22 protein-coding genes are annotated in these 21484 nt (G+C 71.2%); 16 read left to right on the top strand and 6 right to left on the bottom strand.

Annotation, left to right across the window (positions count from 1 at the left end; all coding sequences use genetic code 11):
- Window positions 1–5: 5 nt before the first annotated feature.
- The gene (locus tag ACQEV1_RS43440; protein WP_433402742.1) at window positions 6–1319 is read right to left on the bottom strand and encodes an ABC transporter substrate-binding protein; all 1314 of its coding nucleotides are present in this window, start codon (window positions 1317–1319) and stop codon (window positions 6–8) included.
- A 127-nt stretch (window positions 1320–1446) separates the two neighbouring features.
- Between ACQEV1_RS43440 and ACQEV1_RS43435 the strand changes: the two genes are divergently transcribed.
- From ACQEV1_RS43435 to ACQEV1_RS43415, 5 genes are all read left to right on the top strand, one after another.
- A complete protein-coding gene (locus tag ACQEV1_RS43435; protein ID WP_433402739.1) occupies window positions 1447–2712 on the top strand; it encodes an ROK family transcriptional regulator in 1266 nt (421 codons plus the stop codon).
- An 87-nt stretch (window positions 2713–2799) separates the two neighbouring features.
- The gene (locus ACQEV1_RS43430; protein ID WP_433402736.1) at window positions 2800–3435 is read left to right on the top strand and encodes a hypothetical protein; all 636 of its coding nucleotides are present in this window, start codon (window positions 2800–2802) and stop codon (window positions 3433–3435) included.
- A 39-nt stretch (window positions 3436–3474) separates the two neighbouring features.
- Window positions 3475–4683 (top strand): cytochrome P450 family protein, encoded by a 1209-nt coding sequence (locus ACQEV1_RS43425; RefSeq protein ID WP_433402734.1) that lies wholly within the window; start codon window positions 3475–3477, stop codon window positions 4681–4683.
- Between the two features lie 10 nt (window positions 4684–4693).
- On the top strand, window positions 4694–5491 hold the full coding sequence (locus tag ACQEV1_RS43420; protein WP_285627415.1) for a thymidylate synthase: 798 nt from the start codon (window positions 4694–4696) through the stop codon (window positions 5489–5491).
- Window positions 5488–5946, top strand: a complete 459-nt coding sequence (locus ACQEV1_RS43415) for a dihydrofolate reductase (protein ID WP_433402731.1) — start codon at window positions 5488–5490, stop codon at window positions 5944–5946. The genes ACQEV1_RS43420 and ACQEV1_RS43415 overlap by 4 nt, the downstream gene beginning before the upstream one ends.
- Window positions 5947–6052: 106 nt before the next feature.
- On the opposite strand, the gene ACQEV1_RS43410 is transcribed toward ACQEV1_RS43415, so the two are convergent.
- Window positions 6053–8212: a discoidin domain-containing protein gene (locus tag ACQEV1_RS43410; protein WP_433402728.1), complete on the bottom strand. Its 2160-nt coding sequence runs from the start codon at window positions 8210–8212 to the stop codon at window positions 6053–6055.
- Between the two features lie 249 nt (window positions 8213–8461).
- On the opposite strand from ACQEV1_RS43410, the gene ACQEV1_RS43405 reads away from it, so the two are divergent.
- Window positions 8462–8983: a DUF302 domain-containing protein gene (locus tag ACQEV1_RS43405; RefSeq protein ID WP_433402725.1), complete on the top strand. Its 522-nt coding sequence runs from the start codon at window positions 8462–8464 to the stop codon at window positions 8981–8983.
- Here ACQEV1_RS43405 and rpsD read toward each other — a convergent pair.
- A complete protein-coding gene (gene rpsD, locus ACQEV1_RS43400) occupies window positions 8971–9579 on the bottom strand; it encodes a 30S ribosomal protein S4 (protein WP_433402722.1) in 609 nt (202 codons plus the stop codon). The two genes, ACQEV1_RS43405 and rpsD, sit on opposite strands and share 13 nt — an antisense overlap.
- 51 nt (window positions 9580–9630) lie before the next feature.
- Here rpsD and ACQEV1_RS43395 point away from each other — a divergent pair, with 51 nt between their 5' ends.
- Window positions 9631–10353, top strand: coding sequence for a DUF2470 domain-containing protein (locus ACQEV1_RS43395; RefSeq protein ID WP_433402720.1), 723 nt, complete (start codon window positions 9631–9633; stop codon window positions 10351–10353).
- Window positions 10354–10375: 22 nt separating this feature from the next.
- Here ACQEV1_RS43395 and ACQEV1_RS43390 read toward each other — a convergent pair whose 3' ends face one another.
- The gene (locus ACQEV1_RS43390; RefSeq protein ID WP_433402717.1) at window positions 10376–11776 is read right to left on the bottom strand and encodes an MFS transporter; all 1401 of its coding nucleotides are present in this window, start codon (window positions 11774–11776) and stop codon (window positions 10376–10378) included.
- Window positions 11773–12168 carry an SgcJ/EcaC family oxidoreductase gene (locus ACQEV1_RS43385; RefSeq protein ID WP_433402714.1) on the bottom strand — a complete coding sequence of 132 codons (396 nt, stop codon included), beginning with the start codon at window positions 12166–12168 and terminating at the stop codon, window positions 11773–11775. Before ACQEV1_RS43385 ends, ACQEV1_RS43390 begins: the two co-directional genes overlap by 4 nt.
- Window positions 12169–12362: 194 nt before the next feature.
- Here ACQEV1_RS43385 and ACQEV1_RS43380 point away from each other — a divergent pair, with 194 nt between their 5' ends.
- From ACQEV1_RS43380 to ACQEV1_RS43365, 4 genes are all read left to right on the top strand, one after another.
- Window positions 12363–13421 (top strand): hypothetical protein, encoded by a 1059-nt coding sequence (locus ACQEV1_RS43380; protein WP_433402711.1) that lies wholly within the window; start codon window positions 12363–12365, stop codon window positions 13419–13421.
- The gene (locus ACQEV1_RS43375) at window positions 13418–14533 is read left to right on the top strand and encodes a sensor histidine kinase (RefSeq protein ID WP_433402708.1); all 1116 of its coding nucleotides are present in this window, start codon (window positions 13418–13420) and stop codon (window positions 14531–14533) included. Before ACQEV1_RS43380 ends, ACQEV1_RS43375 begins: the two co-directional genes overlap by 4 nt.
- A complete protein-coding gene (locus ACQEV1_RS43370; RefSeq protein WP_285627441.1) occupies window positions 14530–15135 on the top strand; it encodes a response regulator transcription factor in 606 nt (201 codons plus the stop codon). Before ACQEV1_RS43375 ends, ACQEV1_RS43370 begins: the two co-directional genes overlap by 4 nt.
- An 80-nt stretch (window positions 15136–15215) precedes the next feature.
- Window positions 15216–15842 (top strand): flavin reductase family protein, encoded by a 627-nt coding sequence (locus tag ACQEV1_RS43365; RefSeq protein WP_433402704.1) that lies wholly within the window; start codon window positions 15216–15218, stop codon window positions 15840–15842.
- Between the two features lie 10 nt (window positions 15843–15852).
- Here ACQEV1_RS43365 and ACQEV1_RS43360 read toward each other — a convergent pair whose 3' ends face one another.
- Window positions 15853–17085 carry a serine hydrolase domain-containing protein gene (locus ACQEV1_RS43360; protein WP_433402702.1) on the bottom strand — a complete coding sequence of 411 codons (1233 nt, stop codon included), beginning with the start codon at window positions 17083–17085 and terminating at the stop codon, window positions 15853–15855.
- A gap of 121 nt (window positions 17086–17206) precedes the next feature.
- On the opposite strand from ACQEV1_RS43360, the gene ACQEV1_RS43355 reads away from it, so the two are divergent.
- The 5 genes from ACQEV1_RS43355 (at window position 17207) to ACQEV1_RS43335 (ending at window position 21386) form a co-directional block, all read left to right on the top strand.
- Window positions 17207–17602 (top strand): cold-shock protein, encoded by a 396-nt coding sequence (locus ACQEV1_RS43355; protein ID WP_285627450.1) that lies wholly within the window; start codon window positions 17207–17209, stop codon window positions 17600–17602.
- 92 nt (window positions 17603–17694) lie between these two features.
- Window positions 17695–18609, top strand: coding sequence for an ABC transporter ATP-binding protein (locus tag ACQEV1_RS43350; protein ID WP_433402698.1), 915 nt, complete (start codon window positions 17695–17697; stop codon window positions 18607–18609).
- Entirely contained in the window at window positions 18590–19537 is a 948-nt protein-coding gene (locus ACQEV1_RS43345; RefSeq protein ID WP_433402696.1) for a hypothetical protein, read from the top strand. The genes ACQEV1_RS43350 and ACQEV1_RS43345 overlap by 20 nt, the downstream gene beginning before the upstream one ends.
- On the top strand, window positions 19537–20700 hold the full coding sequence (locus ACQEV1_RS43340) for a sensor histidine kinase (RefSeq protein ID WP_433402694.1): 1164 nt from the start codon (window positions 19537–19539) through the stop codon (window positions 20698–20700). Before ACQEV1_RS43345 ends, ACQEV1_RS43340 begins: the two co-directional genes overlap by 1 nt.
- The gene (locus tag ACQEV1_RS43335) at window positions 20697–21386 is read left to right on the top strand and encodes a response regulator (protein ID WP_433402691.1); all 690 of its coding nucleotides are present in this window, start codon (window positions 20697–20699) and stop codon (window positions 21384–21386) included. The genes ACQEV1_RS43340 and ACQEV1_RS43335 overlap by 4 nt, the downstream gene beginning before the upstream one ends.
- Window positions 21387–21484: the final 98 nt, after the last annotated feature.

Raw genomic sequence — 21484 nt, 5'->3', positions numbered from 1 at the left:
CGACCTCAGCCCGCCATCTGCTGCTGGGCCTTCTCAAGGCGCTTGCGGACCGAGTCGTCGGTGACCGGCCGGCCGGCCGCGGCGTCGGCGAACAGGTCCTTCAGCGCGGGGCCGACCACGTCCTCGAACTGCGACTCCTTCGCCACCTGGGGGAGCGCCACGGCGCTCTTGGCGAGACCCTGACGCAGGACGGTCTGCTCCGGGTTGGAGAACTGCGGGTCCGACTGCGCGGAGGTCACCGGCGGGATCGAGCCGTACTTGCCGTTGAGGATCTTCTGCTCCTCGTCGCTCGTCATGAACTTGACGAACTTCAGCGCGCCGTCGCGGTTCTGGGTGTTCTTGAAGACGGCGAGGTTGATGCCGGCGACCATCGTGTCGACCTGGGTGCCCTGGCCCGGCGCGCCGGACTGCACGGGCACCGGGGCGATGCCCCAGTCGTCCGCCTTCATGCCGCGCTGCGCGAGCTGGACGCCCGCGGCCTGCCAGAGCAGCATCCCGGCCTTGCCCTTGGCGAAGTCCTCCAGCGACTGGTTCTGCGCGTACTCGGCGTCGCCCGCCGCGGTGATCTTGTCGCTGGCCATGAAGTCGACGAACTGCTTGACGCCCGCGACGGCACCGGGGGAGGTGAAGGTCGGGTTGCCGGAGGCGTCGAAGAAGTCCCCGCCGTGCTGTTTGGCGAAGATGTACGCGTGGTGGATGTTCTCGGCGTTGTTCGCGCCCTCGATGGCCAGGCCGTACTTTCCGCCGCCGGTCAGCTTCTTGCCGTCGGTGATCAGCTCGGACCAGGTGGCCGGCGGGTTCGCGATGCCGGCGTCCTTGAAGAGCTTCTTGTTGTAGTAGAGGCCGTAGGCGAGGGAGTAGAGCGGCACGGCCGCCGGGTCCTTGCCGGCCGCGCCGGTCGAGCCGAGCGCGGAGGCCACGAACCGCTGCTTGCCGCCGATGGCATTGAAGTTGCCGTCGTCGAAGGGCAGCAGCGCGCCCGTGGCCTGTAGCGACGCCGACCAGGTGTTGCCGATGTTGAGGACGTCGGGGCCCTGGCCCGAGGAGGCGGCGGTCAGGATGCGGTTGAGCAGATCCGGCCAGCCGACCACTTCGAGCTTGACGTGGATCCCCGTCTGCTTCTCGAACTTCTGCAGTTCGGGCGTGAGCTTCTGCTTGTCATCGTCGAGGTTCTTGCCCTGGTTGCTCGCCCAGTAGGTGAGCGTCTTGGGACTCTTGTTACCGCCGTTGCCGGTGGCGGTGCCGCCGCCACATGCGGTCAGGGCGGCGGTGGCGACGGTGATGGCTGCTATCGCAGCGGTGATCCGGGTCCTGCGCATGGTCGGGGCCCTCTCCGGAGGCGACTTCGGCGGGGAAGTTAATTTAGGTTATGAGTTAAGACGTGAGAGAAGATCCTCGTCAAGACTTTGGGGGCGGTAGGTTGCGTCATCGGGGAGGATGGCCGTGATGAGGGATCGAGAGAAGCGGACGGTGCGCGATCTGCGCCGCACCAACCGCTCGGCCGTGCTGCGCAAGCTCTACTTCGACGGGCCGCTCAGCCGGCAGGAACTGGCACCGGCCACCGGGCTCAGCTCCGGTTCGATCAGCAACGTCGTCGCGGAGCTCACCGCCGACGGGCTGCTGGAGGAGGCCGGCTCGGTCGGCTCGGACGGAGGCCGCCCCCGCACTCTGCTGCGCGTCGCGCGCCGCAGCGCTTACCTGATCGGCGTCGACGTCGGTGAGACGCGGGTGCGCGTGGAGCTGTTCGACCTCGCGCTGACCGAGCTGGCGCGCGCCGAGCGGCCGCTCGCCGCGCGCGGGTACGACGTCGACCGGATCGTCGGGTTCATCCGCGACGCGGTGGCCGACGTGCTGCGCGAGGCGGACGTCGCGCCCGAGTCGCTGCTCGGCGTCGGCGTGGGCGTGCCCGGCATCGTCGACCGCAGTTCGCCCGGCGGCGCGGTCGTGCACGGGCAGACCGTCGGCTGGGACGCCGTGCCGATCGAGTCGCTGCTGCGCGACGCCGCCGCCCTGCCGCCGGAGGTGCCGCTGTTCATCGACAACGGCGCGAAGACCCTCGGCCAGGCGGAGATGTGGTTCGGCGCGGGCCGGGGAGCGCGTCACGCGGTGATCGCGCTGATCGGCTCCGGCGTCGGCGCGTGCATCATCACCGACGGCGTCCTGTACGGCGGCGCGCACAGCAGCGCGGGCGAGTGGGGCCACACGACGATGCAGGTGCGCGGCCGGGCGTGCCGCTGCGGCGCGCGGGGCTGCCTGGAGGCGTACGCCTCCGCCGAGGCCGTCCTGGAACGCTGGGCGGAGATCGGCGGCGATCCGGGTGACGCCGACGAGGAGACCGCGCTCGCCGCGTTCCTCGCGTCCGCCGCGCCCGACGACGAGGGCGACCGGGGCGCCGTGGACGAGAAGGCCGCCGCGCTGCTGGAGGAGACCGCCGAGTACCTGGGCGCCGGCATCGCCGACCTGGTGAACCTCTTCAACCCCGAGCGGATCATCATCAGCGGGTGGGCGGGCCTCATGCTCGGCCGGCACTCCCTGCCCGCCGTGCGCCGGGCGGCCGGCGCGTACGCCCTGCGCCACCCGGTCGAACGCACCACGATCGAGCTGGGCCGGCTCGGCCCGGACGCCGTCACGGTGGGCGCCGCGACGCTGCCGCTCGCCGACTTCCTCAGCCGGGGCGGCCGTGGACGAGAGTCGGCCCCGGCCGCACGATGACCGTCGCCCGGCCGGGCGACGGGCACTTGACGCACGGCGGCTCTGCCGTACGGTCGGGTGGGGGTGGGCCGGGCGGAAGGATCACGGGTGAGACGGTTGACGATCGTGGCGGGCGTGCTCGCCGGAGTCGTGGTCCTCGGCGGCGGCGCCTTCGCGCTGTTCCACGACGACGAGCCGTTCACGGTCTCCCGCTACCGCGCCATGTGCGACAAGCCGCACGGCTTCAAGCAGGCGGCGGCGCGTTCCGCGACGCAACCGCACCCGGTCTTCGTGTACGGCTACTGGAACGTGCGTGAGGACCATCCGGAGGCGTTCGGCGCCGGGGCGCTCGACGTCTGGGATCCGGCCGACCCCGCGAAGGTGCAGCTCGTCGCGTGCGTCGACACCGCCGGCCGGGGCGCGTTCGTGAAGCGCTGCGACTACACCGCGCAGTCCGGGCCCATCGACGGCCCGCTCGGAGGCCCCGGCGGGCCCACGGGAAACTACTCCGTCGACCTGTACAAAACGGAGTTTCGCGTCACCCTGTACGCGGCCCGCACCGGCGCACGCGTCGCCACCGCGCGGTTCTCCGGCGACCGGTTCGGCGCGGACGAGGACGAGAACGGCGACCCCTGCTCACCGGCGACGGTCGTCCACGCGAACGACCCCCGTGGCAGCGTGCGGGAGGGCACCCCGTACATCCGCCAGATCCGTGACGCCCTGACCCCCTACGTGACCCACTGACGGCTGCGAGTTCCGGAAGGATCATGGCAGGATCGCCGCATGACGACCGCTGACGACCCTTTCATCGCCGTACGCGACGGTGCGCGGCACCGGGCGCTCGCCGAGCTGGCCGCGGCCGGCCCGGTGCACCACCTGAGGCTCGCGACCGGCGCGGACGCCTGGGTCGTGACCGGTCACGCCGAGGCCAGGGCCGTGCTGACCGACCCGCGGGTGGTCAAGAGCGGCGCGTCCACCTCGCCGTACGGGGCCGAGCTGTCGGCCGAGCTGGTGACGGCGCTGGACTCCCACATGCTGAACACCGACCCGCCCGAGCACACCCGGCTGCGGCGCCTGGTGTCGGCCGCCTTCACCCGGCGGCGGGTCGAGGCGCTGGCGCCGCGCATCGAGCGGATCTGCGACGAACTGCTCGACGGGCTGGAGGAGACCCTGAAGGCGGAGGGCGAGGCGGACCTGATCACCGCGTTCGCCGCGCCGCTGGCCATCACGGTGATCTGCGAGCTGCTCGGCGTGCCGCCCGGATCGCGGGAGGACGTGCGCGCGTGGGCCGGGCCGCTGCTGGCGGGCCGGTTCGCCGGGTACGAGGCCTACCACCGCGCGTCGGAGGAGATGGTGGCGTTCCTGCGCGGGCTGCTGGCGGACAAGCGCCGTGCCCCGGCCGACGACCTGCTGTCCGCGCTGATCGCGGTCCGCGACGGCGAGGACCGGCTGACCGAGGACGAACTGACCTCGATGGTCCACCTGCTCCTGCTCGCCGGGCACGAGACGACTGTCAACCTCATCGCCAACGGGATGAACGCGCTGTTCGCCGACCCCGCCCAGCTCGCGCTGCTGCGGGCCGAGCCGGAGCGGCTGCCCGCCGCGGTCGAGGAGCTGCTGCGCTACGACTCTCCGGCGCAGGTGCCGATCCCGGCCATCACCGCCGAGCCGATCGAGGTGGCCGGGCGGCGGATCCCGGCGGGGGAGAACATCGTCGTCGCGCTGCTGGCGGTCAACCGCGACCCGGCGCGCTTCCCCGACCCCGGCGTCCTCGACCTGACCCGCGACGCCGGCGGCCACCTGGCGTTCGGCCACGGCGTCCACCACTGTCTGGGCGCCCCGCTGGCCCGGCTGGAGACCCGGATCGCGCTGGCCGCGCTGCTGCGCCGGTTCGGCGACCTCACGCTCGCGGTGCCCGCCGAGTCGCTGGAACGGCTGCCGTCCCTGATCATCAACCGGCTGGCGACCCTCCCGGTACGGCGGGGGCACTAAGGTCACGGGCATGCCGGACACCCAGTACGAAGACCTGCTCCGCCACGTGCTCGACACGGGCGCCCGCAAGGAGGACCGCACCGGTACGGGCACCCGGTCGATCTTCGGGCACCAGCTGCGCTACCGGCTGTCCGACGGCTTCCCGCTGATCACGACCAAGAAGGTCCACTTCCGCTCGATCGCGTACGAGCTGCTGTGGTTCCTGCGCGGCGACGCGAACGTCACGTGGCTGCGGGAGAACGGCGTGACGATCTGGGACGAGTGGGCCGCGCCGGACGGTGACCTCGGCCCGGTCTACGGCGTGCAGTGGCGGTCGTGGCCGACGCCCGACGGCGGGCACGTCGACCAGATCGGCGAGGTGCTCCGCACGCTGCGCGAGAACCCCGACTCCCGGCGGATCATCGTGTCCGCGTGGAACGTCGCCGACATCCCGCGAATGGCGCTGCCGCCGTGCCACGCGTTCTTCCAGTTCTACGTCGCCGACGGCCGGCTCTCCTGCCAGCTGTACCAGCGCAGCGCGGACCTGTTCCTCGGCGTGCCGTTCAACATCGCGAGCTACGCGCTGCTGACGCACATGATCGCCGAGCAGGTGGGCCTCGGCGTCGGTGACTTCGTCTGGACCGGGGGCGACTGTCACATCTACGACAACCACGAGGACCAGGTCCGCACGCAGCTCGCCCGCGAGGCGCGGCCGTTCCCCACGCTGGGCCTGAAGCCGGCGGACAGCCTGTTCGACTACACCTACGAGCACATCGCGCTCGACGGCTACGACCCGCACCCCGGCATCAAGGCACCGGTGGCGGTGTGATCGGGCTCGTCTGGGCGCAGTCGGCGAACGGCGTCATCGGCCGCGACGGCACGCTGCCGTGGCGCCTGCCGGAGGACCAGAAGCACTTCCGCTCCCTGACCGCGGGCGCGGCCGTGCTCATGGGCCGCCGCACCTGGGAGTCGCTCCCGCCGCGGTTCCGGCCGCTGCTGGGCCGGCGCAATCTCGTGCTGTCGCGCACGCCGCAGGAGGGCGTGGAGACGTTCCCCGACCTGCCGCAGGCGCTCGCCGCGGTGTCCGGTGACGTGTGGGTGATGGGCGGCACCGCGGTGTACCGGGCGGCGCTGCCGTTCGCGGACCGGATCGTGGTCACCGAGATCCGGGAGTCCTTCGAAGGTGACACGCACGCACCGGACGTGGGGCGCCCACCGGACTCCGTCGGGGCGTGGCAGGAATCGTCGACCGGGCTGCACTACCGGTTCCTGGCCTGGGGCTGAGGCCGGGAACCGGCCGGCCCGCACCCAGCCATGGTGGGCACGGGCCGACCGGTTCGCGCTCATTGAAACACGCCGGCCGGGCCCTGCGGCCCGGCCGACGCCGCGATCACGGGTAGCTGGTGATGTCCACCGGCACCGTGTCGGTGCCCTGCGCGGCGGCACCGGTGCTGTTGATCACGTGGTTGATGACTCCGTTGCCGCCGAGCGACACCGTGAGCAGGTCGTGGAACTTCACGCCCGAGTTGTTCGGCACCTCGAAGCCGTGCTCGTCGACGATCGACGGATCGACGTTGAAGTAGCAGTAGCTGCCCAGGCCCCAGCCCTCATGGCTGGTGACGTTGTCGGCCACCTTGTAGGCGGCGTAGCCGCGCGTGCTCCCGTTCATGTAGGCGGCCTGGTTCGGCGGGTCGTACGGCAGCTCGTTCTGGAAGAAGATCGTCTTGCCGCCCTGGCCGTTCCAGATGACGTTGTACTTCTGGTAGTGCTCGACGAACAGGCCGTACGCCGTGACGTTCGCGCCGTTCACGATGAGGCCGGTGTCGGCGGTGTTGGTGGTCCAGCCGACGCCCGATCCGTGGTCGGCGCGCCAGGCCCAGATGTGGTCGATGATCGTGTTGGCGCTGTTCACGACCAGGCTGTTGGTCGCCTTGCCCGCCCCGGCGCCGCCGATGCGGAAGAAGACGTCCTGGATCGAGGTCGGGTTGCTCGCGTGGCTCGCCGACGAGCCGCTCGGGCCGACCTGGAGCAGCACCGGCGAGTTGGTCGTCCCGGCGTCGAACAGCAGCCCGGCGATCTTCACGCCGTCGACGTCGGCGACCGTCATGGGGGTCGCCCCTCCGTCCGGCACGATCGTCGCGTAGCCGAGGCCCAGGACGACGGTGTTGGCGCGGGTCACGTTGATCGACTGGCTGACGTGGTAGACGCCGGGCGTGAACAGCAGGTTCAGCCCGGAGCTCAGCGCGGCGTTGATGGTGGCGGCGCTGTCACCGGGATGGGCGACGTAGAACTGGCTCAGCGGGATCGACGTGCCCGGGGTGGAGCCGCTCGCCCAGGTGGTGCCGCGCGAGTTGGTCCGCAGGCTCGGCACGAGCACGTTGTAGTTGCCCGCGCCGTCGACGTACAGGTAGGGCTTCTCCCGGGTCACCGGGCTGTTGGCCAGGACGGTGTACGGCGGGTTGGGGAAGCTCTGCGCGGGCGCGCCGACCACCCCGGAGAACACCATGTTCCAGACACCGTTGAGGTTGCCGCCGATCTGGCTGTCGCGCGTGAGCCACTGCTGCTGGGAGTACGGCTGGACGGTGCCGTCGATCTTGGAGTCGGCGATGTACCCGCCACTGGCCCAGCCGTACCCGGTCGGGGAGAGGTTGAGGTCACCGCGGACGTGGACGCGGCGGAACGGCGCCGCCTGCGCGACCGCCCAGCGGTCGTACCCGCCGGACGGGGTGATCGACAGGTTCTCCGCCGAACGCCAGAAGTTCTGGGTGGCGTTGCCGTTGAACCAGCCGGCGTCGACGGTGACTCCGCCGTTGATGGTCACGTCGTCGACGTTGCGGCCCAGACCGGCGATCGAGGTGTAGAAGCCGATGTTGGCGTTGACGTTGTAGCTGCCCGGCTTGAACAGCAGCGCGTACCGCTGTGAGCCGAACTGGTTGCTCTCCTGCTGGCTGAAGACCGAGTCGAGCTGGCTCTGAATGCTGCCGCTCGACATCGACGGGTCGAAGACCTTGACGTTCGGTCCGAGGTCTCCACCGCCGGCGGGCGGGGGCGTGCCGCCGCCGGTGGAGCCGTACACCTGGAACTCCCACAGCGAGTAGCCGTACTGGGTGTGCCGTGCGGTGCCGTACATCCGGACGTAGCGGCCGGTGCCGCTGACGGTCAGCGTCTGCGTGCCGCCGGCGCCGGTGGTGGTGGAGTAGACGGTGCTCCAGCTGGAGCCGTCCGCCGACACCTGGATCTGGTACGCGGTGGCGTACGCGGCCTCCCAGTTGAGCACGACCTGGCTGATGGTGGCGGAGGCGCCGAGGTCGACCTGGAGCCACTGGGGATCGCTGAAGGCGCTGGACCAGCGGGTGCCGGTGTCGCCGTCCACCGCGGCGGAGGCGGGGGTGCCGGAGTTCTCGGTGGAGGAGGCGGTGGCGGGCCGGCCCTGCGAGAGCAGGGTGTCCGCCGCGTGGGCGGGCCGCGGCGGGGCGACGAACATGACGGTGAGTGCGACGACCATGGCCCAGAGGACCGTGGCCACGCGGGGACGGGGCAGAGATCTCATGGATCGTCTCCTGAGGGGGAGTGGAGACCGGGCGGCTCTGGCGGGGCCTGGGGTCTCCACACGGTCTGGGGCTTAATTCATGGCGTGATTAAACAAGGGGAAAACAGACCCGTCAAGAGATCGAACTCGCTGGTTAATCGCTTCTTTATCGGCTTGATTAAAGTTGTGAAGTGATTCCTGACCCGTTGCTGGTCCGTCCCGGCGCGCTGACGTGGGCGGGGGCCGTGCGACCGGGGTATGACCCGTGCTGTGATCCGAAGCGTCGCCCACGAGGTGAACCGACTGGAGGTCGCCGCCGGCGTGCCCTACGGGGAGTTTCGCCGACGGTACGAGCGGGCGGTGCCGGCGTTCGACGCGGATCGGTTCGCCGAACTCCAGCGGGCCGGTGCGCCGTGGGAGACCGTCCGGCGGGCCACCGAGGAGAGCGCGCCGCACGGGTTCCTCCGCTACTGGGGCTTTGACGTCACCCCGCTCATGAACCTCGCCGGCGACCGGTGGAACTGCGTGGAGTACCTCATGGGCGACCACACGACCGCGCAGCGGATGTTCACCCGGGACCCGGCCGTCATGCTGTACGCCCCGCTGCGCACCGCGATCTACGAGGACGCCGAGGGCCGGACGTGGTTCGCGGTGGACCAGCCGAGCACGCGGTTCGCGAGCTTCGGCGACGCGGCGATCGCCGCGGTCGGGGTCGAGCTGGACCACCGGCTCGCCGCCCTCCTGGAGCGCCTGGGCGCCCCCGTGCCCGAGGTCCTCGGTCAGCGTGAGTAGTACTCCACGACGAGCTGGACGTCGCACCGTACCGGGATCTCGTGCCGCTCCGGGAGGCGTACGAACCGGGCGGCCAACCGGGGATGGTCGGCCTGGAGGTAGTCCGGGAGGCGCTCCGGCGCGTGCGCGCCCGCCGCGGCCTCCCGGAAGGGCGGCATCGCCCGGCTGCGCTCGGCCACGCTGATCACCGAGCCGGGCCGTACGCGGTAGGAGGGCACGTTGACGCGCTCGCCGTTCACCAGGTTGTGCCGGTGGGAGACGAACTGCCGGGCCTGGTAGATCGTGCGGGCGAACCCGGCCCGCAGCACCACGGCGTCGAGCCGGGTCTCCAGGTCGGCCAGCAGCGTGTCGCCGGTACGGCCCGGGCCGCGCGCGGACCGGTCGAAGGCGCGGCGCAACTGCTTCTCGCTCACGTTGTACTGGGCGCGCAGCCGCTGCTTCTCCAGCAGCCGCGTCTTGTAGTCCGACGTCTGCTTGCGCCCGCGCCCGTGCACGCCGGGCGGGTACGGGCGGCGCTCGAAGTAGCGGACGCACTTGGGCGTGAGCGGGATCCCCAGGGCGCGGGAGCGTTTGGTTTTCGGGCGCGAGCTGTTCACGGACGTCCCTTCGGTGACTAAGGTTAGGCTTACCTTACTTAGGGAGGCTGGATGTCCGCCACCGATCACCCCACCGCGCCCGTCGCGGAGCCGACCCCCGCCGAGCTGGTCCGCTCCGTGCTCGCCGCGGCCCGCTCCCTGACCCTGACGACCGAGGCGCACCGCGTCGACCTCGTCGGCCTGCACTCGCTGGAGGCTCCCGGCCGCCTGCTGCTCAACGTGCCGGCCGGCAGCCACGTGGGCGCGGAGGTCGCCCGGGCGCCGGGCGGTGACCTGGCGGCCTCGCTGGAGTTCACCGACGTCGCGCCGGTGTCGGTGCCCGACCGGATCCGCGCGCGCGTGCTGCTGGGCGGATGGCTGAGCGTCGACGGGCAGGGCGCGAACGCGGAGGCGCTGTGCTTCGAGACGGTGACCGCCGAGCTCGGGCACGACGGGCGGCGGTTCGAGCTGGAGGTGGACGAGCTGACCGCCGCCGAACCCGACCCGCTCGCGGCGACCGAGGCGGAGCTGCTCACCCACCTCGCCGGCGCCCACGGGGACGCCGTCGAGCTGCTGGCCCAGCTGGTCGACCACCGGTCGCTGCTCGGCGTGACCCGCGTGGACCCGTTGCGGGTCGACCGCTACGGCATCGTCCTGCGCCTCAGCCGGGCGAGCGGGTACCACGACGTGCGCCTGCCGTTCCCCGTCCCGCTGCGCAATCCGGCCCACGGCGTGCTGCAGATGCGCACCCTGCTGACCCGGGCGAAGGCCTGCCCCCGCCGCTCGCGGCGCTGATGGTTCGACCGGCCGGCACCGATCATGACTGGAGTGTTCGGGCGAGTCTGGTCGCGGCGAGGACGCCGGCGACGCTGACGATCGCCATCCACAGGGTGCTGGTGGGCAATGCGGTGGTGTCGCCGTGGGAGAGGTAGAGGGTCCCGAAGGCGGCGACGCCGATGACCTGCCCGAGTTGCATGGTGGTGCCGAGCAGACCGCTGGCGTCGGCGGCCTGGCCGTGGGGCACCTGCCGCAAGGACTGGGTGAGCAGTGGGCTGGCGGACAGCCCCATGCCCACTCCTGTCAGGATCAACGCGGTCCAGGTCAGCGGACCGCTGTGGTCGCCGTCGATGGCGATGGCCGAGTACGCCAGCGCGCACAGGGCGAGACCGGCCGGGGTCACCATGGAGTGCAGGCGGTGGGGCAGTCGCCGCCAGCAGAATCCGACCAGGCCGAACGCTATTGACATCGGCAGGTAGGTCAGGCCGGCCATCAGTGGACCGGCGCCGAGCCGGTTCTCCAGGTGCAGAGTGAAGACGAACAGGAACCCGCCGTAAGTCACCTGCATCGCCGACAACGTCGCTACGCCGGCGCGAAGGCCGGGCGCGCGGAGGACTCCGAGGTCCAGCAGCGGGTCGCCGCCGCGCGCCATGACCCGTCGCTGGACGGGGGCGAACAGGCCTGCGAGGACGAGACCCGCGCCGATGGCGACGAAGGTCCAGGCGGGCCAGCCCAGCTCCCGTCCGAGGACGAGCGGCAGGACCACCAGGAACACCGCCGGCGCGACGATGAGCAGTCCGAGGAGGTCGAGCCCGCGGCGCCGCGCCGGCCGGTCGGCGGGGACCAGGCGCGGAACCAGGACGGCGAGCAGGATGCCGATGGGGACGTTGACCAGAAAGGCCGGGCGCCAGCCGGTGCCGAAGAGGTCGGCGTTGACCAGCAGGCCACCGGCGATCAGTCCGGCGACGGCGCCGATGGAGAGGACCACCCCGTACGCGGACAGGGCTCTGGCTCGCTCGGGGCCTTCGAATCTGGTCTGGATGATGCTCATGATCTGTGGTGCCATCACGGCCGCGCCGGCGCCCTGGACGATCCGAGAGGCGATCAGCGCCAGGCTGCCGGGTGCCAGCCCGCAACACAGCGACGCGGCGGTGAACATGATGACGCCGATCAGGTACATCCGCCGATGGCCGAAGATCTCGCCCAGCCGCGCGGCGGTGACCAGCGACATCGCGTAAGCGGCGGTGTACCCGCCGACGACCAGTTGCAGCGAGCTGCCGGACGCGGGCAGTTCGACGCCGATCACCGGCATGGCCACGTTGACGACGAACACGTCGAGCAGGCCCATGAACTGCCCGAGCAGCAGGACGGCCAGCATCGGCCGCCGGCGCACGGTGGCCGATGCGCCGGTGCCGGTGCTGACGTTGGTGAGCGTGGTCATCGGTTCGCGGGGGTGTTGGTGTAGGCCGCGACCTTCCACTGGCCGTCCGCACGGATGAGGACCCAGGTGGCGCGGACCTCCCGGTCGTCCGGCACCTCGGTCTCGCCGGCCGGCACGATCCCGGCCCTGCTGACGACGATGGCGGTGTCGCCCCACACCCGGATGTCCAGGGGCTGGTCGACACCGCGCGAACCCTTCAGCGGTCCGGCGAACCCGGCGGCCATGTGCTCATGTACGGCCGTGCGCCCCTTGTTGAACACCCCGGGCATCGCCACGGTGACGTCGTCGGTGTACACAGCGGCGAACGCGTCGGCGTCCCCGGCCGCCCAGGCCGCGTACACCTGGTCGAAAACGGTCTTGATCTCATCGCTGAGCGCGACGGTGGAGGTCATCGCAGATCCTTTCCATGATTGTGATCGCCGGCCCGGACGGTGAGGGGATGTCGTCCGGCGACGTGGCCAACTCTGGAGGACGCGTCCGCCCGGCCGGTAGATGCCGAAGTCGCAGATAGGCGATGATGTTCGTCATCAGTGATCGACGACATCTGGATCTGCTCTCGCGGCCGGTGACGGTGCAGGATGCGGGCATGACCGTGATGCTCGCCGCCGCTGGGCACCACCCCTGTTCGGCGTCGGCGGCAGCGAATGCCCCCGATGCCCGGCACGCCGTGGCACGCCGGGACGCATCGGAGGCGGTGAAGGGCACGTTGGACCGGATGACCGCGCGGCTGCCCCGCTGGGCCATCGCGGGTGTGCGGGTCTTCAGCCTCACCGTGCCGGCGATGAACATCACCGCGGTCTTTCTGAGCACCACGTCGCGGTCGCCGCTGGTCATCTACTCCATCGGCACCGCGTTGTACGTGCCGTTCTTCCTCCGCCTGGTGTGGAGGGAGACCCAGGGCCGGCGGCCGGGGCACGCATGGTGGCTCCTGGTGGCGATGGCGCTGATCATCATCGGCCTGGCTCCGTGGGCCGGGCCGTTGTGGCCGCGCTCGTTCGGGCCGCTGGCGTTGGCCGTGCTGATCGTCGTCCGCAGACCGTGGTCGCCGATGCTCTACGGGCTTCTCCTGGTGGCGCCGATCCCGGTCGACCTGCTGCTGGGGGCGCCGGAGGAGTGGATCTGGGGCTCGTTGAGCGTCAACGCCGTGCTGGGCCCGTATGTGCTGTTGTTGCTGGCGCGCTCCATCGGCCGACTGGAATCGGCGCGGCAGTTGCTGGCGGCGCAGGCGGTCGTACGCGAGCGCGAGCGCGTCGACGACGAACTGCGCGACTCGATCGGAGCCGAGTTGGCTGCCATAGCGGACAGGGCGCAGGCCCTGGCGGTCACGGACCGGCCGGTGACTCCCGAACTCGACGACCTCGTGGCCGCGTCCCGGCGGACCCTGGCCGGCGCCCGGTTCCTGATCCGCGGCTACCAGCAGCCGTCGCTACGCCGCGAACTCGACACGGCGGTCGCGCTCTTGGCGGCCGCCGGTGTGTCGGTCGGTGTCGTGGCGCCGCGTCAGCCGTTGCGCCCCACGGCCGATGAGCGGGCGCGGCCGGCGGTGCGGGAGGCCGTGGCCCAGCTGCTTCGGCGACCCGGCGGTTCGTACGTCCTCACCATCGATGCCGACGGTGACGTCATCCTGCGTGAGCGCGGCCGATGAGCGGCTCCCGGTGGCTCATCGTGGCGGTCACCGTCGCCTGGCTGGTGCCACCGGTGGCGTACACGGTCACCGGGCAGGAACCGGGGACGAGCGTCGGAAACCCGCTGCTCGTGGTCGTCATCGCCCTCGCCGTCGGAGCGCTCCATGTGTGGCACGCGATGTCCTGCCTGCGCGGCGGCCCATCGCCGGGATGGCCGGTGTCGCTGGCACTGTTGATGGTCCTGGTCTACCTGCCGCTGCAGTGGTGGAGCTGGAGCTGGGTCAGCACCCAGTGTTTCGGCGTGGCCTCGCTCGCCCTGCTGTTGCGGCCGCGTCCGAAGCTGTGGCTGCCCATCGCGGCCGGGCTGCTGATCGCTCCCGCGTTGATCGACGCGGTCCGGCTGGGCCCGCTCTTCGGCATGTTGAGCGCGGCCTACGACCTGGCGGCGCTGACCGTCGCCGCAGGCTCGCTCTACGGATCGGTGCTCCTGGTCCAGGTGGTCGAGGAACTGCGGGAGACCCGGCCGGCGCTGGCGGCGGCGGCCGTCAGCGAAGAGCGGCTGCGGCTCTCGCGTGACCTGCACGACCTGCTGGGCCAGAGCCTGTCCGCGGTCTCGCTGAAGGGCGATCTCGCGCTCGCCCTGTTCGACCAGGACCGTCTCATGGCTCGCGCGGAGGTGGCGGGCATGGCCGAGGTGGCTCGCGACGCGCTGCGCGACATTCGCGCCATCACCCGCGGCGAACACTCCGTGTCACTCCGATCGGAGCTCGACGGCGCCGCCGTGCTACTCGACACCGCCGGCATTCAGACCGACATCACCGCGGATCTCCCGGCCGACCTCGGGTCACCGGAGGAGAGGCTCCTGGCCTGGGCCGTCCGCGAAGGCGTGACCAACCTGCTGCGCCACAGCCGAGCTCGCACCTGCGCGATCACCATCGCCCCGAGAGCCGGGACCGTCGAACTGACGATCGTCAACGACGGTGCCTCGGCCGGCAGGGGCCGCGGCAGCGGGTTGGCCGGCCTCGCGGATCGGGCCCGCGCCCTGTCCGGGACCGTCACGGCCTCCCACGACGGCGAACATTTCCGTCTGGGCGTCTCGATTCCCCATGCTCCCGACCGGAAGACACGATGATCAGAATCCTGCTCGCGGAGGACATGCACATCATCCGCGCCGCCCTGGTCGCCCTGCTGTCATTGCAAGCCGACCTCGAGGTCGTCGCCGAGCTCGACCGTGGTGACGAGGTGCTCACCGCCGCGTTGCGGACCCGCCCGGACGTCGCCGTGCTCGACATCGACCTGCCCGGCATGGACGGGCTGGCCGTGGCCGAACAGCTCGCGGCCGAGCTGCCGGGCTGCCGAATCCTCGTGCTCACCGGCCTCAGCCAGCCCGGCAATCTGTTGCGCGCGCTCAAGGTCCATGTACGCGGCTTCATCGTCAAGGACGCGCCGGCCCATACCCTCATCGATGGCATCCGGCGGGTCGCGGCCGGCGACCGCGTGATCGATCCCGACCTGCTCGCAGCCGCGCTGGAGACCGGCAGTTCCCCGCTGACAAACCAGGAACGCAAGGTGCTACTGGCAGCCGAGAGCGGCAAGCCCACCGATCAGATCGCCAGACAACTCGCCCTCTCGCCGGCCACCGTGCGCAACTACATGTCCCACGCCATCAGCAAAGTCGGCGGCCGCAACCGACTTGACGCGATCCGCATCGCCCGCGACGCCGGCTGGCTCTGACCAAGACGGCGGGTCGCCAGGGTGTCGAGCGCCGATGATTCGACCGGCGTGGAAATGATCCGCGGCTACGGTCTCGGCTCATGGAGATCCACACGGCGGAACACCAGGTCATCACGCCCAGCATCCTGTACTTCGGCACGCCGGTCGTGCTGCTCAGCACCGAGAACGAGGACGGCACGGCCAACCTCGCGCCCATGTCGTCGGCCTGGGCGCTCGGGCAGACGGTGGTCCTCGGGCTCGGCGCGCACGGACAGACCGGTCGCAACCTGCTCGCGCGTCCCGAGGTCGTGATCAACCTGCCCGCGCCCGAACACTGGGCGGCCGTCGAACGGCTGGCGCCGCTGACCGGGCACGATCCCGTTCCCCCGCACAAGCGGGGCACGTTCCGGTACGAGCCGGCCAAGTTCGGCACCGCGGGACTGAGCCCGCTGCCCGCCGAGCTGGTCCGGCCGCCGCGCGTCGCCGAGTGCCCGATCCAGCTGGAGGCCCGCGCGGTCGACGTACGGCCCGACAGCACGGACGCGTTCCTCATCGTCGAGGCGCACGTCCTGCGGGTCCACGCCGATCCCCGGCTCGTCGTGCCGGGCACCCAGCACGTCGACCCGGCGCGCTGGAGCCCGCTGATCTACAACTTCCGTCACTACTTCGGCCTCGGCCCCGAGCTGGGCCGGAGCTTCCGCAGCGAGACGCGTGCCGCGCGGGCGTGACCCGGCCGGCTCAGTCGACCAGGGCCTGGTAGACCAGCTGTTTCAGCCGGGTGCGGATCGGGTGGGTGTTCGAGGGCAGCAGCTGGGTCAGGAAGACGACCGCCAGCTCCTCGGCCGGGTCGACCCAGAACGCCGTGCTCGCCGCGCCGCCCCAGTTGTACTCGCCCTTCGACGTCAGCGACTTCGTCTTCGCCGCGTCCTCCACGACCGCGAACCCGAGGCCGAAGCCGATCCCCGCGTAGGAGACCTCGGCGAACACCGGACGGCCGTACTCCTCCAGGTCGGCCCCGCCCGGCAGGTGGTTGCGCGTCATGTACGCGACCGTGCGCGGGCCCAGCAGCCGTACGCCGTCCAGTTCTCCGCCGCGCAGCAGCATCTGGCAGAACCGGTGGTAGTCGCCCGCGCTGGAGATCAGGCCTCCGCCGCCCGACAGCGCGCGCGGCGGCCGGAAGGCGGTGTCGCCCATGTCGAGCAGCTTGGCGCGGCCGTCGGCGCCGGCGAAGTACAGGGACGCCATCCGGTCGGCGTCGTCCGTGCCGACGTGGAACGCCGTGTCGGTCATCCCCAAGGGGTCGAAGATCCGCTCGGCGAAGAAGCGGTCCAGCGGCTGCCCGGACACCACCTCGACCAGCCGCCCGAGGACGTCGGTCGCCATGGAGTAGTTCCACTGAGAGCCGGGCTCGAACAGCAGGGGCAGCTCGGCCAGCCGGTCGACCGCGCCGGCCAGGTCGAGGCCGCGCGGCGTCGACCGGTCGAAGCCGGCCGCGCGGTACAGCTCGTCGACCACGCTGACGTGCTGGAACCCGTACACGAGCCCGGACGTGTGGCTGAGCAGGTGCCAGACACGGATCGGCTCCGCCGCGGGGCGGGTGATGGGCGCCTCGGCCGTGCCCTTCTCGTACACCCGCATGTCGGCGAACGCCGGGAGGAAGCGGCTGATCGGGTCGGTCAGCTCGAAGGTGCCCTCCTCGTACAGCATCATCGCCGCCACCGAGGTGATCGGCTTGGACATCGAGTAGATGCGGAAGAGGGTGTCGGTCTCGACCGGAGCGCCGGAGGCCAGGTCGCGCGCGCCGTACGCCGACAGGTGGGCGATCTCACCGCGCCGGCTGACCAGAGTCAGCCAGCCGGGCAGCCGTCCGTCGTCGACGTAGGGGGCGAAGTGGGAGTCGATGCGGCGCAGCCGCCCCGCATCGAGGCCCACCTCCGCCGGATCGCACGTGACCTTCAACTCGCCGCCCATCGGCCCCTCCGTTGATCGCGGAAGCGTTTTTTAGAACGTCATTCTAGGCTAGGCCGGTGCAGGGGCGGAGGTAGCATGGCCTCGCCTTTGATGGGGAGTTTGCGGATAACGAGGTTGTGCGGTGGCGGCTGGCAGCATTGTGCGGTTCGACGAGGTTCGCGGGTACGGTTTCATCGCGCCGGAGGGTGGCGGGGAGGACGTTTTCGTCCACGCCAACGACCTCGTGGCGGACAAGGCCCTGTACAAGGTCGGCGCCCGGGTGGAGTTCGACATCTCCGAGGGCGACCGCGGACTCAAGGCGTCGACCGTGCGCCTCGTGCGGCAGTCCGGCCCGCCGTCCCGGCGAGGCGACCTGCCGGACGCCGACGAGCTGTGCGACGTGCTCTCGGCCGGTGAGTTCACCCAGGACATCACCGAAGTGCTCCTCCGCGTGCCCAGCCTGACCGGCGAACAGATACTCCAGCTGCGCCGGCACCTGCTGGAGCTGGCCCGCGACCGCGGCTGGGTCGACTCCTGACCTGACGCCGCACCGCCCCTCGTCGAATCGACGAGACGGGATTCGTCGCGGAGGATGAGGACACCGCGGAATCCCCGGCCTACGTTCGCGTCATGCGAGTCATCCGATGCGAGGGGCTGACCAAGCGGTACGGATCCACGGTCGCCGTCCACGGCCTGGATCTGGTCGTCGAATCCGGTCAGGTGTTCGGTTTTCTCGGGCCGAACGGGTCGGGCAAGACGACGACGATGCGGATGCTGCTCGGCCTGATCAGACCGAGCAGCGGGCGAGCCTGGGTGAACGAGCGGCGGCTTCCGGATCCCTCCGGGCTGTCCCGGATCGGAGCGATGGTCGAGGAGCCCGCGTTCCATCCATGGCTGAGCGGCCAGCGCAACCTCGAGGTCCTGGCATTGCACGGGCCGCCGCTGCCGAACCCCGACGGCGTCCCCGCCGCGCTGGAGCGGGTCGGCCTGACCGCCGTCGCGCGGCGGAAGGTCAAGGCGTACTCCCAGGGCATGCGGCAGCGGCTGGGATTGGCGGCGGCGTTGATGCGCGAGCCCGCGTTGCTGCTTCTGGACGAGCCGACCAACGGCCTGGACCCGGCCGGCATCCGCGAGTTCCGTGACCTGCTGCGCTCCCTGGCCGGCGACGGCATGACGGTGTTCCTGTCCAGCCATCTGCTGAGCGAGGTGGAGCAGGTGTGCGACCAGGTCGCCGTGATGAGCCGGGGTCGGCTCGTCGAACACGGCCGTGTCGGTGAGCTGGCGGCGACCCGGCCGAGGGTGCGTGTCGCCGTGGACGAGACCGAGCAGGACGCCGCGCAGGCGCTCCTTTCCGCATGGCCGGTACGCACGGACGGTGAGCGGATGCTCGTGGTCGACGGTGCGGACGGGCGTGAGGTGAACCAGACGCTGGGCCGGGGTGGAGTGTGGGCGCGGCAGATCCGGACCGAGCGCCCTGGGCTTGAAGAGGCTTTCCTGCGGCTGACCCTCACCGAGGAGGAACGCGATGCGTCTTCTGCGAGCTGAACTGCGCAAACTCAACCGGCCATTGCTGTGGGGGGTGACGCTCGCGGCCATGTTGTTCTGCGTGCTGCTGGCCATCGGCGGTGCCGCCAACGCCCACCGGTACACGGTGGAGGCGACGCGTCCGGTCTCCTGCTCGGCGATGGGCGTGCCCGAGGGGCCTGCCTGCGCGGATGTACGGGCACGGATGGGGGACCGGCTCGCCGAGAACCGCCGCCAGATGCTGTCGGCCGCGACGCGCACCTCCGCGCAGCTGAATCCGGTGGCCGCCGGCGCCGAGGCCGCCGGGCTCATGGCCTCCCTGCCGGGGGCGCTGGTTCTCGCGCTGCTGGCCGGAGGGCATGTCGGCGGGGAATGGTCGGGCCGCACGCTGAAGAACGTGCTCACCCAGTGCGGCCACCGGTGGCGGGTGCTGGTCGCGAAGTTCGTCAGCCTCTGGCTGGCCGGCGTCGGAGTGATCGCCGCGTGCTGGGCGGCACTCACGGTGGCCGGCCCGATCCTCACCCGTGCGTACCGGCTGCCGGATCCGCACGAGCCGGTGGGACAGGCGGCGACGTGGGCGGGCTCCCAGGCGGGACGGTCGCTGCTGGTACTCGCCGCGTTCGCCGGGATCGGCCTGCTCGCCGCCGTCGTGACCCGCGGAACGATCGGCACGATGGCGACCTCCGCCGGGATCGACATCGCGATGCTCGTCGCGGCCGCGGTGCCCGGCATCGGCCGGTGGACGCCCGCCACCTGGGTGCAGGGCTGGATGGGATTCGCGGCCGGGCAGCGTTCGATCACCGCGCTGCCGGACAACTTCTGGTCCCGGTTCATCGGCTCCGGCGGCGCGACGCCCGGCCATCTGTTCGGCCTGGTGGGACTGTCCGCGACGCTGGCCGTGTGCGGGGTGGCCGCCCTGGCCCTGTTCCGCCGCGCCGAGGTGACCTGATGAGAACCCACAGTCGGATCATGCCGCTCAATCCGGCCACCGCGCGGCGGGTCGACCTGCTCATGGCGGTAGGACTGTTCGCGTGGGCGGCTCCGGACGTGCCGTGGTGGTGGCGGCCGGCCGGACACGTACCCGCCACCCCGGTCGTCCTGGGGTACCTGGTCCTGGCGCTGGCCGCGTCGGTTCCCTTCGCATGGCGCCGGCGTTCTCCCGTTCTGGTGTTCGCACTCGCGGCCGCGGTGCTCCTGACCCGCCACGCACTGCACCAGAACCAGATCGCGGCGTTCGCCGCGGTGCTGGTGGCCGCGTACGGGCTGGGCGCCTACTCCACCGGCGCCGGGCGCCACGCCGGTCGGCTCGGCCGGCTCAGCCTGATCATCGCCGCCGTGATCGGGGTGACGTTCAACAACGATCGGATGGCGGGCCTGCCGTTCGCGCTGATCGGTGCCGCGTTCCTGGCCGGCGACGCGGCCGCCGCGCGCCGTAACGAGGCCGCTGCCGCCGCGGAGGCCGCCCACCTGGCCGAACGCACCCGGATCGCCCGCGAGCTCCATGACGTTCTCGCGCACCAGCTCTCGGCGATCACCCTCCAGTCCGGCGTGGCCCGGATCACCGGCTCGGACCCTGACGGGACGCTCGCCACGGTCGAACGGCTGTCCCGCGAAGCGCTCACCGAACTCAATCACCTGCTCGGTGTGCTCCGAGACGACGACGCGGACCACCCGGGCCGGCGTCCGGCTCCCTCCCTGGCCGAGCTGGGCTCGCTCCTGAAAGCCGCCCGGGACGCCGGTACCCCGGCGGACCTGGCGGTCATCGGACCGGAGCGGGATCTCAGTCCGGGCCTGCAGCTGTCGGCCTACCGGATCGTGCAGGAATCACTGACCAACGTGCTCAAGCACGCCCCGGGCGCCCGAACCTTCGTGACCCTCCGCTATCAGACCGACCACCTGGCGCTGCGGGTCGTGAACGGACCCCCTCCGCAGGGGAACGCCACCGCCGTGATCCGGACGGCGGTGGCGCGTCCGGGCACGGGCGGCCGTGGAGTGCCGGGCATGCGAGAGCGGGCGGAGCTTTACGGTGGGCGGCTGCACGCCAGGGCGGCGTCCGGCGGGTTCGCGGTGGCCGCCACGCTTCCCTACGACGACCGCGGGGGACGGCCGTGAAGCCCGATGGGCCGCTGAAGGTGCTGGTCGCCGACGACCAGGCGATGGTCCGTGCGGCCCTCGTCGCGCTCCTGACGTCGCAACCCGATATCACCGTCGTCGCCGAGGCCGCCAACGGCGCCGACGCCATCGCCCTCGCCCACGAGCTCGCACCCGAGATCGTCCTGATGGACGTGAGGATGCCCGTCATGGACGGCCTGGAGGCGACCCGCCGGATCGTCACCGGCGCCTCGGCCAGTGCGCCCAGGGTCGTCGTCCTCACCACCTACGACCTGGACGAGTACGTCTACGACGCCCTCCGCGCCGGGGCCTGCGGCTTCCTGCTCAAACACGCGCCGCCGGAGGAACTGCTCCTCGGCGTACGCGCCGCCGCCGAAGGCGGTGCGCTGGTCTCACCGGCCGTCACCAAGCGCCTCATCGGGGCGTTCACCACCCGGCCCTCCGCATCCGCTCGTCCCCCTGCCGCACTCGCCCGGTTGACCGCCCGTGAACGCGAGGTCTTCGACCTGGTCGTCGCAGGTCGGACCAACACCGAGATCGCCCGAGCGCTTCGCATCGCCGAGACCACCGTCAAGACCCATCTCGGTCACGCGCTGGACAAGCTGGACCTGCGCGATCGGGTCCATGCCGTCGTGTACGCGTATGAGAATCGGCTGGTCTCACCGCGCGATCATGTCGACCCGTGACGTCCGAGGGCCCTCGCCGGTGAGATGGCAGGCTTCATGGAACGCATCCGGCTTACCTGAGAGGTAATCGACCGGATGACCCCGCGGCGGCGAACCTT

The organism is Actinoallomurus sp. CA-142502, assembly GCF_050936355.1.
Taxonomy (GTDB): domain Bacteria; phylum Actinomycetota; class Actinomycetes; order Streptosporangiales; family Streptosporangiaceae; genus Actinoallomurus; species Actinoallomurus iriomotensis.
The sequence above is the reverse complement of the archived record's forward strand: the minus strand, read 5'-3'. Positions and strand labels throughout refer to the sequence as shown.